General features: G+C 55.9%; 15 protein-coding genes. 11 read left to right on the forward strand and 4 right to left on the reverse strand.

Features of this window, described 5'->3' with window-relative positions; genetic code table 11:
- Nucleotides 1-78 precede the first annotated feature (78 nt).
- Entirely contained in the window at nt 79-462 is a 384-nt protein-coding gene (locus ACN0VD_RS07760; protein ID WP_417593340.1) for a hypothetical protein, read from the reverse strand.
- A 147-nt stretch (nt 463-609) separates the two neighbouring features.
- Between ACN0VD_RS07760 and mnmA the strand changes: the two genes are divergently transcribed.
- A complete protein-coding gene (gene mnmA, locus ACN0VD_RS07765) occupies nt 610-1,734 on the forward strand; it encodes a tRNA 2-thiouridine(34) synthase MnmA (RefSeq protein ID WP_417593406.1) in 1,125 nt (374 codons plus the stop codon).
- A gap of 1 nt (nt 1,735) precedes the next feature.
- Here mnmA and ACN0VD_RS07770 read toward each other — a convergent pair whose 3' ends face one another.
- Entirely contained in the window at nt 1,736-2,104 is a 369-nt protein-coding gene (locus tag ACN0VD_RS07770) for a hypothetical protein (protein WP_417593342.1), read from the reverse strand.
- Nucleotides 2,105-2,133: 29 nt separating this feature from the next.
- Between ACN0VD_RS07770 and ACN0VD_RS07775 the strand changes: the two genes are divergently transcribed.
- On the forward strand, nt 2,134-3,276 hold the full coding sequence (locus ACN0VD_RS07775; protein ID WP_417593344.1) for a serine hydrolase domain-containing protein: 1,143 nt from the start codon (nt 2,134-2,136) through the stop codon (nt 3,274-3,276).
- 18 nt (nt 3,277-3,294) lie between these two features.
- Here the strand turns inward: ACN0VD_RS07775 and ACN0VD_RS07780 are convergent, their stop codons facing one another.
- Together ACN0VD_RS07780 and pdxH are read right to left on the reverse strand one after the other, a co-directional pair.
- Nucleotides 3,295-4,089 carry a PhzF family phenazine biosynthesis protein gene (locus ACN0VD_RS07780; RefSeq protein ID WP_417593346.1) on the reverse strand — a complete coding sequence of 265 codons (795 nt, stop codon included), beginning with the start codon at nt 4,087-4,089 and terminating at the stop codon, nt 3,295-3,297.
- Nucleotides 4,086-4,661 carry a pyridoxamine 5'-phosphate oxidase gene (gene pdxH / locus ACN0VD_RS07785; RefSeq protein ID WP_417593348.1) on the reverse strand — a complete coding sequence of 192 codons (576 nt, stop codon included), beginning with the start codon at nt 4,659-4,661 and terminating at the stop codon, nt 4,086-4,088. Before pdxH ends, ACN0VD_RS07780 begins: the two co-directional genes overlap by 4 nt.
- 102 nt (nt 4,662-4,763) lie before the next feature.
- On the opposite strand from pdxH, the gene ACN0VD_RS07790 reads away from it, so the two are divergent.
- The 9 genes from ACN0VD_RS07790 to ACN0VD_RS07830 all read left to right on the forward strand — a co-directional run bounded on the left by ACN0VD_RS07790 (nt 4,764) and on the right by ACN0VD_RS07830 (nt 12,734).
- Nucleotides 4,764-5,219: an ABA4-like family protein gene (locus ACN0VD_RS07790; RefSeq protein ID WP_417593350.1), complete on the forward strand. Its 456-nt coding sequence runs from the start codon at nt 4,764-4,766 to the stop codon at nt 5,217-5,219.
- Nucleotides 5,220-5,288: 69 nt separating this feature from the next.
- Entirely contained in the window at nt 5,289-6,197 is a 909-nt protein-coding gene (locus ACN0VD_RS07795; protein ID WP_417593352.1) for a DnaJ C-terminal domain-containing protein, read from the forward strand.
- Between the two features lie 17 nt (nt 6,198-6,214).
- Nucleotides 6,215-7,150 (forward strand): YihY/virulence factor BrkB family protein, encoded by a 936-nt coding sequence (locus ACN0VD_RS07800; protein ID WP_417593354.1) that lies wholly within the window; start codon nt 6,215-6,217, stop codon nt 7,148-7,150.
- Nucleotides 7,151-7,216: 66 nt separating this feature from the next.
- A complete protein-coding gene (gene fabI / locus ACN0VD_RS07805) occupies nt 7,217-8,020 on the forward strand; it encodes an enoyl-ACP reductase FabI (RefSeq protein WP_417593356.1) in 804 nt (267 codons plus the stop codon).
- On the forward strand, nt 8,020-8,388 hold the full coding sequence (locus tag ACN0VD_RS07810; RefSeq protein ID WP_417593358.1) for a VOC family protein: 369 nt from the start codon (nt 8,020-8,022) through the stop codon (nt 8,386-8,388). The genes fabI and ACN0VD_RS07810 overlap by 1 nt, the downstream gene beginning before the upstream one ends.
- Nucleotides 8,385-9,452, forward strand: coding sequence for a chorismate synthase (aroC, locus tag ACN0VD_RS07815; protein WP_417593360.1), 1,068 nt, complete (start codon nt 8,385-8,387; stop codon nt 9,450-9,452). The genes ACN0VD_RS07810 and aroC overlap by 4 nt, the downstream gene beginning before the upstream one ends.
- Before the next feature lie 45 nt (nt 9,453-9,497).
- Nucleotides 9,498-9,620: a hypothetical protein gene (locus ACN0VD_RS07820; RefSeq protein ID WP_417593362.1), complete on the forward strand. Its 123-nt coding sequence runs from the start codon at nt 9,498-9,500 to the stop codon at nt 9,618-9,620.
- Between the two features lie 3 nt (nt 9,621-9,623).
- A complete protein-coding gene (locus tag ACN0VD_RS07825; protein ID WP_417593364.1) occupies nt 9,624-11,423 on the forward strand; it encodes an SLC13 family permease in 1,800 nt (599 codons plus the stop codon).
- Between the two features lie 72 nt (nt 11,424-11,495).
- The gene (locus ACN0VD_RS07830; protein WP_417593366.1) at nt 11,496-12,734 is read left to right on the forward strand and encodes a dicarboxylate/amino acid:cation symporter; all 1,239 of its coding nucleotides are present in this window, start codon (nt 11,496-11,498) and stop codon (nt 12,732-12,734) included.
- Nucleotides 12,735-12,763: the final 29 nt, after the last annotated feature.

Raw genomic sequence — 12,763 nt, forward strand, 5'->3', positions numbered from 1 at the left:
GTTCCGTCTGGTCTTCGTACCGGGAGAGCTTTTCGATTACCTGAATTGCCAAGGTAAACGTCACGTTCATAATTTCGATTATTCATGCATCGCGGTGACTTCCTTTCGCGCCAAATCCGGTCGAAAACAGCCGGATGTGAATAATGTCCTGTCCCGATAGCGTTTTCTGTCCGATCTCATTCTTCCGGCAAAAAAAGCCATCCGGTCATCCAGGAAGGAACCCGGAGATCCCGCTAACGGATTTGATTGATCCTGGGTCGCCGCTACATAATATCGTGCCGACTGGCTCGATGCCTGCCGCGCAATGGCCTCGGCAAGCAATGAGCCTTGATCCGCAACTTGAGCGGTCGCAGCATTGCGCCCATTTAAAGCCGTCCATTCCAGGGTCTTATGGGGAAAGTTCAAATCCATAGACCCTGATCTAGCAGTGAAGATATAAACTTCGGTAAAAGGGTTGTTCACACCATCTTAGGACTAATTAAACAATGCGACCCTTGAATCCAACCCAAGCATGCCAAAATGGCACACAAGGCACGCTTTAACCGGCTAAGCGCGCAGCACTGGCGCAAACGATAGGATTTCTCTAGGGGCATCATTATTATGACGAATATGATCAATGGAGATTTCCAGCTCGGTGACGATCTGACGGGCAAACGCATTGTCGTGGCCATGTCGGGTGGGGTGGATTCGAGTGTGGTTGCCGCCTTGGCTGCACGCACCGGTGCAGAAACGATCGGCATTACATTGCAGCTATATGACCATGGTGAAGCGGTGGGACGGGTTGGCAGCTGTTGCGCGGGACAGGACATCCGCGATGCGCGCGCCGTGGCCGACCGGCTCGGCATTGCCCATTATGTTTTTGATCACGCCAGCCGTTTCAAGGATTCGGTGATGGATGTCTTCGCCGATGAATATATGGCGGGCCGGACTCCGATTCCCTGTGTGCAATGTAATATGGGCGTCAAATTTACTGATCTGTTGCAACTGTCCCGCGAACTGGGCGCCGATTGTCTGGCAACAGGACATTATGTGCGGCGGGTCGCAACTGCCAGTGGTGCCGAACTGCACCGGGCCCTCGATCCGGCCCGAGACCAGAGCTACTTCCTCTTTGCCACAACACAGGATCAGCTGGACTATCTGCGCTTCCCGCTGGGCGATATGCCGAAAACGCAGGTGCGCGAAATAGCCGAAGAAATGGGACTTGCAGTGGCCTTCAAGCCGGACAGTCAGGATATCTGTTTCGTTCCCGATGGCGATTATGCCAGTGTCGTGCGCAAATTGCGGCCGGACGCGGATGATGACGGCGAGATCGTCCATATCGATGGTACGATCATGGGACGGCACAAGGGGCTCATCCATTATACCGTTGGTCAGCGCAAAGGGCTGGAAATCGGCGGTCAGGCCGAGCCGCTTTATGTTATCCGCCTGGAACCGGAAGCGAAACGCGTGATTGTCGGCCCGAAAGCCGCATTGGCGGTTGCGGCTGCGTCACTTCGTGACATCAACTGGATCGGCGGTGATTATGCCGGCCCGGTCGAGGTCAAGGTCCGGTCGATGTCAAAACCGACCCTTGCACGGCTGGAAGGGCAGGAGCTACAATTTCACAATCCGGAATTCGGCGTTGCGCCCGGTCAGGCGGCAGTTTTCTATCACAAGGAACGCGTGTTGGGGGGCGGCTGGATTGACGGCACCAATGCGGTCGAACAACAATGGCTAGCCGGCGTCGAAGTCTAGGCTATTCAGCCTTAAGCTGCGCATCGGTCAGGATCACGCAACCCCAGCCTTCGCGAAACTCGGCTGTAGCCGACTCCATCAGCAAAGCAGATGCGGTCACTCTTTTGCGCTCCTCGTCCATTGACAATCCGATCACTTCCATACCCGGTTCAAAATCTTTGCTGCAATCCTCGATATCCCTGCCGCCAAGAAAGTGACAGGAGCAGGCCACCCGGGCTCCATAGGCGGTGCCGACGTCCAGCTGGCCTTTGATAGAGCTGTAATTATAAGCAAAGAGCATGGCCAGAATGAGCAGGAACAATGCTCCGGCATAAACTGCAGCGCGCTTTCGGGTCAGGGTATTTCGGGATGTGCCTTTTGGTGTTGCCATAGCGGCTTCTATTGGTGCAACGATAGAATATGCACAAGATTAAACTCGCCTTTATCCTGGCCCTGATGCTCGCCATTTCCGGGTGTGGAGACAACAGCGCCCCTAATGCCCCACCACAGAAAAGCGCTGCGGAACTGGCCTATATTACGGATGACAGCCCAATAGCCAAGGCGCGGCTCGATGCCGCAATTGCGCCGCTTTTCGAAGACCCGACGATGGCGGAGACGCGGGCGTTTCTGGTGATGTATCAGGGACGAGTCATCGCCGAGCGTTATGGCGAGGGATATGATGAAGACACGCGATTCATCAGCTGGTCGATGGCCAAAAGCTTTACCGGTGCGCTGATCGGATTTCTGGTTGCCGACGGGCGACTGGTGCTTGATGACCCGGCGCCCGTGCCCGCGTGGCAGAGACCCGGCGATCCGCGCGGCGACATAACCCTGCGGCACTTGCTCCACATGTCATCCGGCCTCGATCATACCGAAGTGGCCGGGGAGGATGAAAAAACGGTGTTCGAGGCCGACACCAACCGGATGCTTTTTCTCGATGGCGCTCAAAACACCGCTGCTTATGCCGAAGCACGGCCGATGGAGGCCAAGCCGGGTGAGAAATTCGAATATAGCACTGCAACCAGTATCATCCTTTCCGATATCATCGCCCGCACCCTGACCGAGAGCACGGATCCGCAAGTCCGGCGTGACGTGACCCTGCGGTTCATTCGGGGGCGGTTGCTGGAACCCCTCGGCATGGATAGCACCTATCCGGAATTTGATCCCAACGGCACGTTTCTCGGTGGCAGCTTCATTCAGGCAACGGCACGGGATTATGCAAAGTTCGGAGAGTTCCTGCGCCACAATGGGGCCCGAAAAGGCGCGCAGCATCTGCCGGTCAGCTGGGTGAAATTCATGAAGACATCGTCGAATAATGATCCGGCTTATGGTGGACATATCTGGCTCAACAAGAAACGTCCGGAAGGCCGAAATCCGGTCCTGTTTCCTGACAATGGTCCTGACACGATATTTGCCGCTCTTGGTCATCTGGGCCAGCAGATCGTTGTCTCACCGGAACAACAGTTGACCGTGGTCAGGCTCGGCAAGACTCAGGATGATGTTCTTGCGCCGATGAGCGCACAGATCGGCCGGATCATGGCGTTGTTTCCGGTAAAGGGCTAGGCCCCGGCCGCGCTCAGACTACAGGCGAAACATGCCTTCCACCACGGTCACGCATTTCCCTCCTAGCCACGCGCGTTCGCCGTCGCGGCGACAGTTGACATAGCCCCCGCGTTGGCTGGCCTGATAGGCGGTAAAGCTGTCGCGGCCCAATTGTTCGGTCCAATAAGGCGTCAACACGGCATGAGCCGATCCTGTCACACTATCCTCGTCGACCCCGCCACCGGGCACGAAAACCCGGCTGATCACATCGGTATCCTTGCCGGGCGCGGTGCAGATGAATTGCGCATTGCCGAGTGCGGCGAGCGCTTTCAGGTCCGGTTTGAGGGCAAGGATGTCATCGGCATTTTCATAACGAAGAACATGATATCGCCCTTCATGAAACTGAGTTTCGACCGGGCGACCACCGACCAGCGCCACGATTTCCGGCATGGCTTTCGGCGCAGGGGGGTAGGCCGGCAGGTCCAGTGCATAGCCATCCCCCTCGCGCTTCACCGTCAATATGCCGGCTTTTCTGGTCCGGAACGTCACTTGCTGCTGATTGGGATTCTGGGATAATATGATATGGCCGCTGGCCAGCGTCGCGTGGCCGCAGAGCGCGATTTCCACGGTGGGCGTGAACCAGCGCAGTTCGTAATCCGCTGCATTGCTTGCGTCGGGCAGGTAAAAAGCGGTCTCGGCAAAATTATTTTCCTCGCCGATGGCCTGCAGGACATTATCCTCCAGCCAGACCGGGAGGGGCATCACAGCTGCCTGATTGCCGGTGAAAGGGCGGTCGGCGAATGCATCGACGTGATAATAAGACAGGTTGGTCATGGATACAGCAGTCCTTCCGACCATTCGTCACCGTTGCGGACGAAAGTCCGTCGTTCGTGCAGCCGGTGTGCCCGGTCCTGCCAGAATTCAAATCGTGCCGGTGTGAGGCAATAGCCTGACCAATGTGGTGGGCGCGGTACGTCGCTGCCGTCAAATCGCTGCGACATTTCGGCAAAACGGGCTTCGAACGTGGCGCGGTCGGCAAGCGGGCGGGACTGGTCCGAGGCCCATGCCCCGAGCTGGGAATCCCGGCTGCGGGTAGCAAAATAAGCATCGGCCATGCTATCTGCTACCGTCGAGATATGTCCTTCGATCCGGATCTGGCGGCGCAGGCTTTTCCAGTGGAACAATATTGCGGCCTTGGGATTTTCACCTATATCGCCAGCCTTGCGGCTTTGCTGGTTGGTGTAGAATATAAAGCCGTCGGGGCCATGGCCTTTAAGCAACACCATCCGCGCTGAGGGCTGCCCGTCGGCATCGGCGGTGGCGATGGTCATGGCATTGCTGTCATTGATTTCGGTTGCGCGTGCTTCGGTGAACCACGTGTCGAATAGTGAAAATGGATCGGTCATGAGTCATTCTGTAACATCCTGTCGACGACCCGCAAACAAACAAAAATTTGATCTGCGACAAGGCGCCGCTTTCTGTTAGAACCATCCGGAAAAGGACGGGTGATGAACTGGGATCTGGTTTTTACAATTGCCAATAATTATGCATTGTTGATGTGGCTGATCCTCGCATTTGCACCCCGGCGCGATATGATAATGACCGTTCTGTTCTACGGAGGCATTGGTCTTCTGGCGTGCGCCTATGCGGTGATCATCATCCCTTTGATGACCGGTATGATTGACGGAGGCGGTGGGGTGCCGGATTTCACGACTCTGGCTGGCGTCCAGCAATTGCTTGGGAGTCCAGGCGGCGCGACCGTGGGATGGATCCACTATCTGGCCTTTGATCTGTTTGTCGGCCTATGGGTAGCGCGCAATGCGGATAAATACGGGTTTGCACGCTGGTTGCAGATACCTATTCTGCTGTTTGTTCTCATGTTGGGACCATTGGGGCTGGTTCTGTATCTGCTTTTGCGTTTCACGCGGCACAACAAGGTTGCAGACGCCGTTGTACCCGAATAAAACAGCGGAGTTGAAAATTGGCGGATAATTCCAATCTCTGCATGGTAAGGATTTGAAAAAGGGTAAATAATGAAAGATCCCTATCAAGCATTGGGTGTTGCCAAGGGTGCTAGCGACAAGGAGATCAAATCCGCATATCGCAAGCTCGCCAAGGAACTGCACCCGGACAAGAACAAGGATAATCCAAAGGCGACGGAGCGTTTTTCGGACGTCACCAAGGCTTATGACTTGTTGCTGGACAAGGACAAGCGCGCGCAATTCGATCGCGGAGAGATTGATGCGGACGGTAATCCTACCGCACCCTTCGGCTATGGTGGCGGTGGATATCAGCGCGGCCCGGCGGGGCAGCAACATGATTTCGGAAATGCTGGCGCAGATTTCGGCGATATTTTCGAGGGTCTTTTTGGCGGCGGCGGTGGTTCGCCTTTCGGTGGTCGACAGCGCAGCGCTCCACCGGTCAAGGGTGCCAATGTTGCCTATCGGCTGAACGTCGAATTTGTCGCTGCTGCGACACTACAGAAGCAGCGCATTACGCTCGAAGATGGCAAAACTATCGACCTCAGCCTGCCCAAGGGCGTTGAGGAAGGTACCCAGATGCGCCTCAGCGGTAAGGGCCGGCCGGGGCCGGGCGGCAATGGCGATGCGATTGTCACCATTCACATCAATCCTCATCCCTTTTATGAACGTGATGGCGACAACATCAGGCTGGATCTGCCGATCAGTCTGAAAGAGGCGGTCGAAGGTGCCAAGATCAAGGTCCCTACGGTAGATGGGCCGGTCATGCTTTCTATCCCCGCAGGATCGGATTCCGGCAAGACCCTGCGTCTCAAAAACAAGGGTTTTACCGGAAAATCGGGTGTTCGCGGAAATCAGCTGGTCACCTTGATGATCGTTTTGCCAAAAAGAGATGAAAAGCTCATCGAATTTGTGAAAGGTTGGAATCCGGAAGGCAATCCTCGCGCCAGTCTGGGTGTATAGCTTTGGCTCTGAACCCGATGTCAGAACTTTCTCCCGAAGCGCGCCGCGAAGAGAAACGGGCGTCGGGCGTATCTGCCAATAGCGGCGCTGACGCGCGAACCGAGAAAAGTCCGTTCCGCCGGGCCTATATCATTCTCGAGCGCACCGCTGTCGGTGTCTATTATGACGGGTTCACCTTTGCAGGTAATTTCGCCTATCTGTCGCTGCTCGCGGTCTTTTCCTTTTTCATCGTAGCCGCGGCAATTGTCGGGGGATTCGGACAGACGGCAATCGGCACTGATTTTGTAGAGGCTTTTCTGGTCACTGTTCCGCCCTCGGTTGCGGCAGCGCTGCATGATCCGATCAGAGACGCGATGACCGCACGGACCGGGCCGTTGCTGTGGTTCAGCGCGATCGTCGGGTTGTGGACTACGACGAGCCTGATCGAGACCATCCGGGAGATTCTTCACCGTGCATATGGCGTACAGGCACAGCGAGCGTTTTGGGAGTATCGCCTGACATCAATCTTGCTCATTCTATTATCGGTATTCTTCGCGATGCTGGCACTGAGTGCGCAGTTTATTGTGGCCGGGATAACCGGCTTCCTCGGCACCTATTTTCCGGCGGTTGAAACCGATGCACTTTGGCTTTCACTGTCCAGCGCGATCCCGTTTTTCATGTTATTTGCCACGCTTTATCTGTTGTTCCGCCTGTTGACCCCGCGGCAATATAGGCCGCGGCAATATCCCAAATGGCCGGGTGCCGTATTCATCAGCGGCTGGTGGTTGTTGATCACCGGGCTGTTACCGGTTTTTCTCAAATATGCGGCCAATTACCAGCTCACTTATGGTAGTCTCGCCGGGGTTATCATCACGCTAATTTTTTTCTATCTGATCGGACTTGGCATGGTAATCGGCGCAGAGATTAATGCCGCCCTAGCCGAAAGGCCCTCGCACAAGGAGACAAGCGAATGATCCGCTGGAAAATCATTTTGATAGCGTTTATCAGCGATGATTATCTGAATTCAGGAGACCCGGGCGATGAGTGATTTAATGAAAGGCAAGCGCGGCTTGATCATGGGGCTTGCAAATAACAAGTCACTGGCCTGGGGTATTGCCCAGCGTCTGGTTGCAGATGGTGCCGAACTGGCGATCAGCTATCAGGGCGAGGTGATGGCCAAGCGGGTCAATCCGCTTGCCGAACAACTGGGCTGTGATTTTCTGATTGATTGCGATGTCAGCGACATGGACCAGCTTGATGCAGCATTTGCCGAGATCGAAAAACGCTGGGGCAAGCTGGATTTTGTCGTTCATGCGATCGGCTTCACCAATAAAGAAGCGCTGCGCGGTAAATATTTTGACGTGACTCTGGACGATTTCCTGATGACCATGAATATCAGCGTCTACAGCTTCACCGCCGTTGCAAAACGCGCTGCGGCGCTGATGAGCGCAGGCGGATCCATGCTCACCTTGTCTTATTATGGTGCCGAAAAAGTCATTCCGCATTACAATGTTATGGGCGTAGCCAAATCCGCGCTTGAAACCTCGGTCAAATATCTCGCGAATGATGTGGGTCCTGACGGTATCAGGGTCAACGCAATCTCTGCCGGGCCGATCAAGACACTGGCCGCCTCCGGAATTGGCGACTTCCGCTATATCTTGAAATGGAACGAGCTGAATTCGCCGCTGCGGCGCAACGTTACCATTGATGATGTCGGCGCTTCGGCTCTCTATTTCCTGTCCGATCTTTCGGCAGGTGTTACGGGCGAAACCCATCATGTCGACGCTGGCTATCATACGGTCGGCATGAAGCAGGAAGACGCGCCGGATATCGCGCTGGATTGATGATCACGGGGTTGCATCATGTCCAGCTGGCCATGCCCGAAGCAGGAGAAGAACAGGCGAGGGAGTTTTATAGTGAGCTCCTGGATATCCCCGAACGTACGAAGCCTGCAACTTTGCAGTCGAATGGGGGTTGCTGGTTTGAGAAGGAGCAAGTCCGTGTGCATTTAGGAATCGAACGCGATTTTCGCCCGGCAAAAAAAGCACATCCCGCCTTTCAGGCAAGTGATTTCCACAACTTGATGGAAAAGCTGAAAAATGCGGGTTATCGGATACAATCTGCCGAACCGCTTGATCATCATTCCCGTTTTTTCGTGAATGATCCTTTCGGAAACAGAATTGAATTTATCAACGCGGAGAGCGAGTTTTGAGTTTTAACATCTTTGGCCATGCTTTCCGCTTTTCCACCTGGGGAGAAAGTCACGGACCCGCCCTTGGTGCACTGGTTGACGGCTGCCCGCCCGGACTGGACCTGAGCGAAGCGGACATCCAGCCGTTACTCGATGCGCGGCGTCCCGGCCAATCGAAATATACGACCCAGCGGCAGGAACCGGATCAGGTCAAAATTCTCTCGGGTGTTTTTGAAGGCAAGACAACCGGCACGCCGATTTCGCTGATGATCGAGAATGTCGATCAACGGTCCAAGGATTATAGCGAAGTCGCCAAAGCCTATCGTCCCGGTCATGCCGACTATGCCTATGACCAGAAATACGGCTTTCGTGACTATCGCGGCGGTGGCCGCTCCAGCGCCCGCGAAACCGCGGCGCGGGTTGCTGCCGGTGCGGTTGCACGGCTGGTGATTCCGGAAGTGACGATCCGGGCCTGGGTTGCGGAAATCGGCGGCGATGCCATCGATCCGGCAAATTTTGATGCTAATGAGATCGGCAACAACCCGTTTTTCTGCCCTGACGCCGAAGCCGCGAAGCGCTGGGAAGCGCTGGTCGATGGTGCCCGCAAGGATGGCAGCAGCATCGGCGCGATTATCGCCTGCGAAGCGACAGGCGTGCCCGCCGGATGGGGAGCGCCAATCTATGCCAAGCTGGACAGCGAGATTGCGGCAGCGATGATGACGATCAATGCGACCAAGGGCGTCGAAATCGGTGACGGCTTTGCCGCTGCCCGTCTGCGCGGCGAAGAAAATGCCGACGCGATGCACCCCGGCAACGATGGCCCGAGATTTGACTCCAATCACGCAGGCGGAACGGCTGGCGGAATATCCACCGGCCAGCCGGTCTTTTGCAGGGTAGCGTTCAAACCGACCAGTTCCATATTGACGCCTGTGCCGACCATCACGCCGGAGGGCGAGGCGACCGAAATATCGACCAAGGGCCGACATGACCCCTGTGTCGGAATTCGCGGCGTTCCGGTAGTCGAGGCGATGATGGCCGTGGTTCTGGCTGACCAGAAGATGATGCACAGGGCGCAATGCGGATGAGCAGAATCCTATCCCCGTCTTGTCTCCAGCGATGGCAAATATGCCATGATTTTTGAAACCGCCGCAAATGATGTGGATGTAATGGAAATCGGAAGCCAGCCCAAATTGGTTACCGCTTTCCGAGCCGGACTGGCAGGACCAGTCGGCTATATCGAAGGCTGTTCCTGATTCATGATCGACCTCATTCTTCACATCATCGACGAATATATTCAGGCAAACAAGGCTGTCATCGGTCTGGTGATCCTTGGCTTTCTGTTTGCCGGATTCATCATGGAACGTTTCCCTGCTGCGGTGGTCGCGGTGCTCGGGGCCTGCATGTTTCTGTTCCTCGGAATCATCGATTCCGACGGCCTGTTTTCAGTTTTCTCCAACACCGCGCCGATCACCATCGCCGCGATGTTCATTCTTTCGGGAGCGTTGCTGCGAACAGGGACGATCGACGCAATCGCCGGTTTCATCATCAAGCGTGCAAAGCGCCGTCCCAAACTGGCGGTGGCCGAGATGTTTCTGGGCGCTTTTGTAGCATCTGCCTTCATGAACAATACGCCGGTCGTGATCGTTCTGATTCCGATCATCCTGCGTCTGTCACGGGCGACCGGTTTTTCGTCCAAGAAACTGCTGATTCCGCTGAGCTTCATCTGCATATTGGGTGGTACCACAACGCTGATCGGTACCTCGACCAACCTGATCGTTGATGCGGTGGCCCGCGAACAAGGTCTGGCCGGTTTCGGAATATTCGAAATCACACCTTATGGACTGATTGCGGCGGTTGCGGGCACTGTGATGATGGTCCTTTTTAGCAGCTGGCTGCTTCCCGGTGGCCAAGTCAGGGGGGAGTTTGACAGCAGCGATGAAAGTGCTTTTCTCACCGAATTGACCGTTCGCCGCAAAGCGTCGGTAATCGACAAGAAGCTGTACACCGTTCCGGAACTGCGCCGGGCGGGCCTGAAGGTCACGGCGGTCAAGCGGTTGAGCAGCTATATCCGCCATGATCTTGATTTTCACGAACTGCGGGCGGGCGACCGTATTGTCGTGCAACTGGACCTCGCCGAGCTCATTTCTCTGCGAGAATCGGAAGATTTCAAGGTCGGTATCGTTCATAAAGGTGATGTGGGCGCTTTGGGTGAGGAGTTGGTCGAGGCGACGGTTGCTCCCAGTCATCCCAGCATCGGTAATCGCCTGTACGATATTCCCTTTCTGTCACAACTTAACGTCCGTGTTTTGGGGATGACCCGGTATCGCAATCTGCCGCGGTCAGACCTGACCAATGCGCGAATCCACGCGGCAGATCGACTGCTGGTGACTGGTTCCCGCGAAGATATCCGTCGCATGTATCAAAATCCGAATCTGTTTGGAGTCGGACAAACCAAAATCCGTGCTTTTCGTAGGGATCGCGCACCGATTGCCATCGGCGCACTGGTCGCAGTGGTGGTGCTCGCCGCGCTCAATGTCATCCCGCTGGCTGTCGCAGCCATTCTTGCGGTCGGCGCCATCCTGTTGGCGCGGTGCATCGATGCGGAAGAAGCCTGGGGGTCGATAGACGGCAATGTTCTGGTTCTGATTTTTGGCATGCTTGCGGTGGGGCTCGGTCTGCAGCAGGCTGGCAGTGTAGACCTGCTGGTTGCCGAACTGACTCCTTTTTTGCGGGAAGTGCCGCCCTGGGGGCTTGTGTTCGCTATCTATGTGCTGTCGGTGATCATGACCGAGATTGTGACCAACAATGCGGTCGCCATCATCATCACCCCGATAGCCATCGCGCTGGGCAATGATCTGGGTGTTGATCCCCGGCCGCTGGTGATCGCGGTGATGTTCGCCGCCTCTGCAAGCTTTGCGACGCCAATCGGCTATCAAACAAACACGCTGGTTTACGCGGCCGGCAACTACCGGTTTACCGATTTCTTCAAGGCCGGCATTCCGCTGACCTTTGGCGTCGGACTATCAACCTGTCTGGCGATCAGCTTCTGGATGTAGCCTGTCCCTAAAGGCTTGCCGCGCTCTGCTGCTGACGATAGGCTCGGGCCGGAAAAATACGGGGGAAATCACATGCTGGCATTCTGGTTCAAGATTCCGCTCTGGCAGCGGGTAATCGCGGCTCTTGTCCTCGGTGTGATCACCGGCCTGATCTGGGGGCCCGAATCTGAAACCATCAAATGGATCGGCGATTTTTTCATTAAGGCGATCAAGATGCTCGTCGTCCCGCTGATCTTCTTCTCGCTCGTTGCCGGTGTGGCGGCGCTTGGTGATCTGAAGAAACTGGGCAGCGTCGGCGGACGGGCGATGATATTGTTCGTCATCACCGGGCAGATTGCTGCCTGGCTGGGTCTTGCGCTCGGCACCTTCTTTCAACCCGGCAACGGTGTAGACACAGGCGCGATCGAGAAGGGCGAAACGCCGATGCCCAATGACACCAGTGCCATTGACATGATCCTGTCGATTGTCCCCGACAGTCCTGTTCAGGTGATGGCCGACGTGCGGGTGCTGCCGCTGATCGTCTTTGCGCTGCTGATCGGCATCGGTATTCTCATGGCCAAGGAAGACGGCAAGCCGCTGGCAAAAATCTTCGATAGCGGTGCCATTGTGATGCAGAAAGTCACGATGATTGTAATGGAATTGACGCCCTTTGGTGTCTTTGCGCTGATGGCATGGGTCGCCGGGACACTCGGCACGGACGCCCTGATATCACTGGCGCAGCTGGTCGGGCTCAACTATCTGGGTTGCCTGCTGATCATTGGGATTGTTTATTCGGGGATGATCAAGTTCGTTGCCAAGCTGCCCGTGATCGATTTCTTTCGCGGGATTATCGATGCGATCGCCGTCAGCTATTCCACCGCTTCTTCCAATGCGACGTTGCCGGTGACCCTGCGCTGCGTCGAACGCAATCTCGGTGTCAGCAATTCGGTAGCCAGCTTCGTCGTCTCGCTCGGCGCCACGATCAACATGAACGGCACCGCGATGTATCTCGGGCTCGCCACTTTGTTCGGCGCGCAGATATTCGGCGTCGACCTCAGCTTTGGTGACTATGTGCTGATCTCGATCACCTCGACGCTCGGTGCCATCGGTGCAGCGGGCATCCCCGGTGCGGGCCTGATCATGATGGCTTTGGTGTTCGGTAGCGTTGGCGTGCCATTGGAAACCATCGCCTTTGTTGCCGGCGTCGACCGGATCATGGACATGATGCGGACCACCACCAACGTCTCCGGCGATGCCGCGGTTGCAGTGACCGTCGCATCAATGACCGGTGAGATTGACCGTGAGGAAATGATCTCGGCCGACGATGTCTAGGCGCGTTCTGCCATCGTAAATATTACTGT

Source organism: Parasphingorhabdus sp., assembly GCF_048267785.1.
GTDB lineage: Bacteria > Pseudomonadota > Alphaproteobacteria > Sphingomonadales > Sphingomonadaceae > Parasphingorhabdus.

Coding starts and splice junctions, on each gene's coding strand:
- mnmA (WP_417593406.1), top strand. CDS start 610: ATGATCAATGGAGATTTCCAGCTCGGTGACGATCTGACGGGCAAACGC.
- ACN0VD_RS07770 (WP_417593342.1), bottom strand. CDS start 2,104: ATGGCAACACCAAAAGGCACATCCCGAAATACCCTGACCCGAAAGCGC.
- ACN0VD_RS07775 (WP_417593344.1), top strand. CDS start 2,134: ATGCACAAGATTAAACTCGCCTTTATCCTGGCCCTGATGCTCGCCATT.
- ACN0VD_RS07780 (WP_417593346.1), bottom strand. CDS start 4,089: ATGACCAACCTGTCTTATTATCACGTCGATGCATTCGCCGACCGCCCT.
- pdxH (WP_417593348.1), bottom strand. CDS start 4,661: ATGACCGATCCATTTTCACTATTCGACACGTGGTTCACCGAAGCACGC.
- ACN0VD_RS07790 (WP_417593350.1), top strand. CDS start 4,764: ATGAACTGGGATCTGGTTTTTACAATTGCCAATAATTATGCATTGTTG.
- ACN0VD_RS07795 (WP_417593352.1), top strand. CDS start 5,289: ATGAAAGATCCCTATCAAGCATTGGGTGTTGCCAAGGGTGCTAGCGAC.
- ACN0VD_RS07800 (WP_417593354.1), top strand. CDS start 6,215: ATGTCAGAACTTTCTCCCGAAGCGCGCCGCGAAGAGAAACGGGCGTCG.
- fabI (WP_417593356.1), top strand. CDS start 7,217: ATGAGTGATTTAATGAAAGGCAAGCGCGGCTTGATCATGGGGCTTGCA.
- ACN0VD_RS07810 (WP_417593358.1), top strand. CDS start 8,020: ATGATCACGGGGTTGCATCATGTCCAGCTGGCCATGCCCGAAGCAGGA.
- ACN0VD_RS07820 (WP_417593362.1), top strand. CDS start 9,498: ATGATTTTTGAAACCGCCGCAAATGATGTGGATGTAATGGAAATCGGA.
- ACN0VD_RS07825 (WP_417593364.1), top strand. CDS start 9,624: ATGATCGACCTCATTCTTCACATCATCGACGAATATATTCAGGCAAAC.
- ACN0VD_RS07830 (WP_417593366.1), top strand. CDS start 11,496: ATGCTGGCATTCTGGTTCAAGATTCCGCTCTGGCAGCGGGTAATCGCG.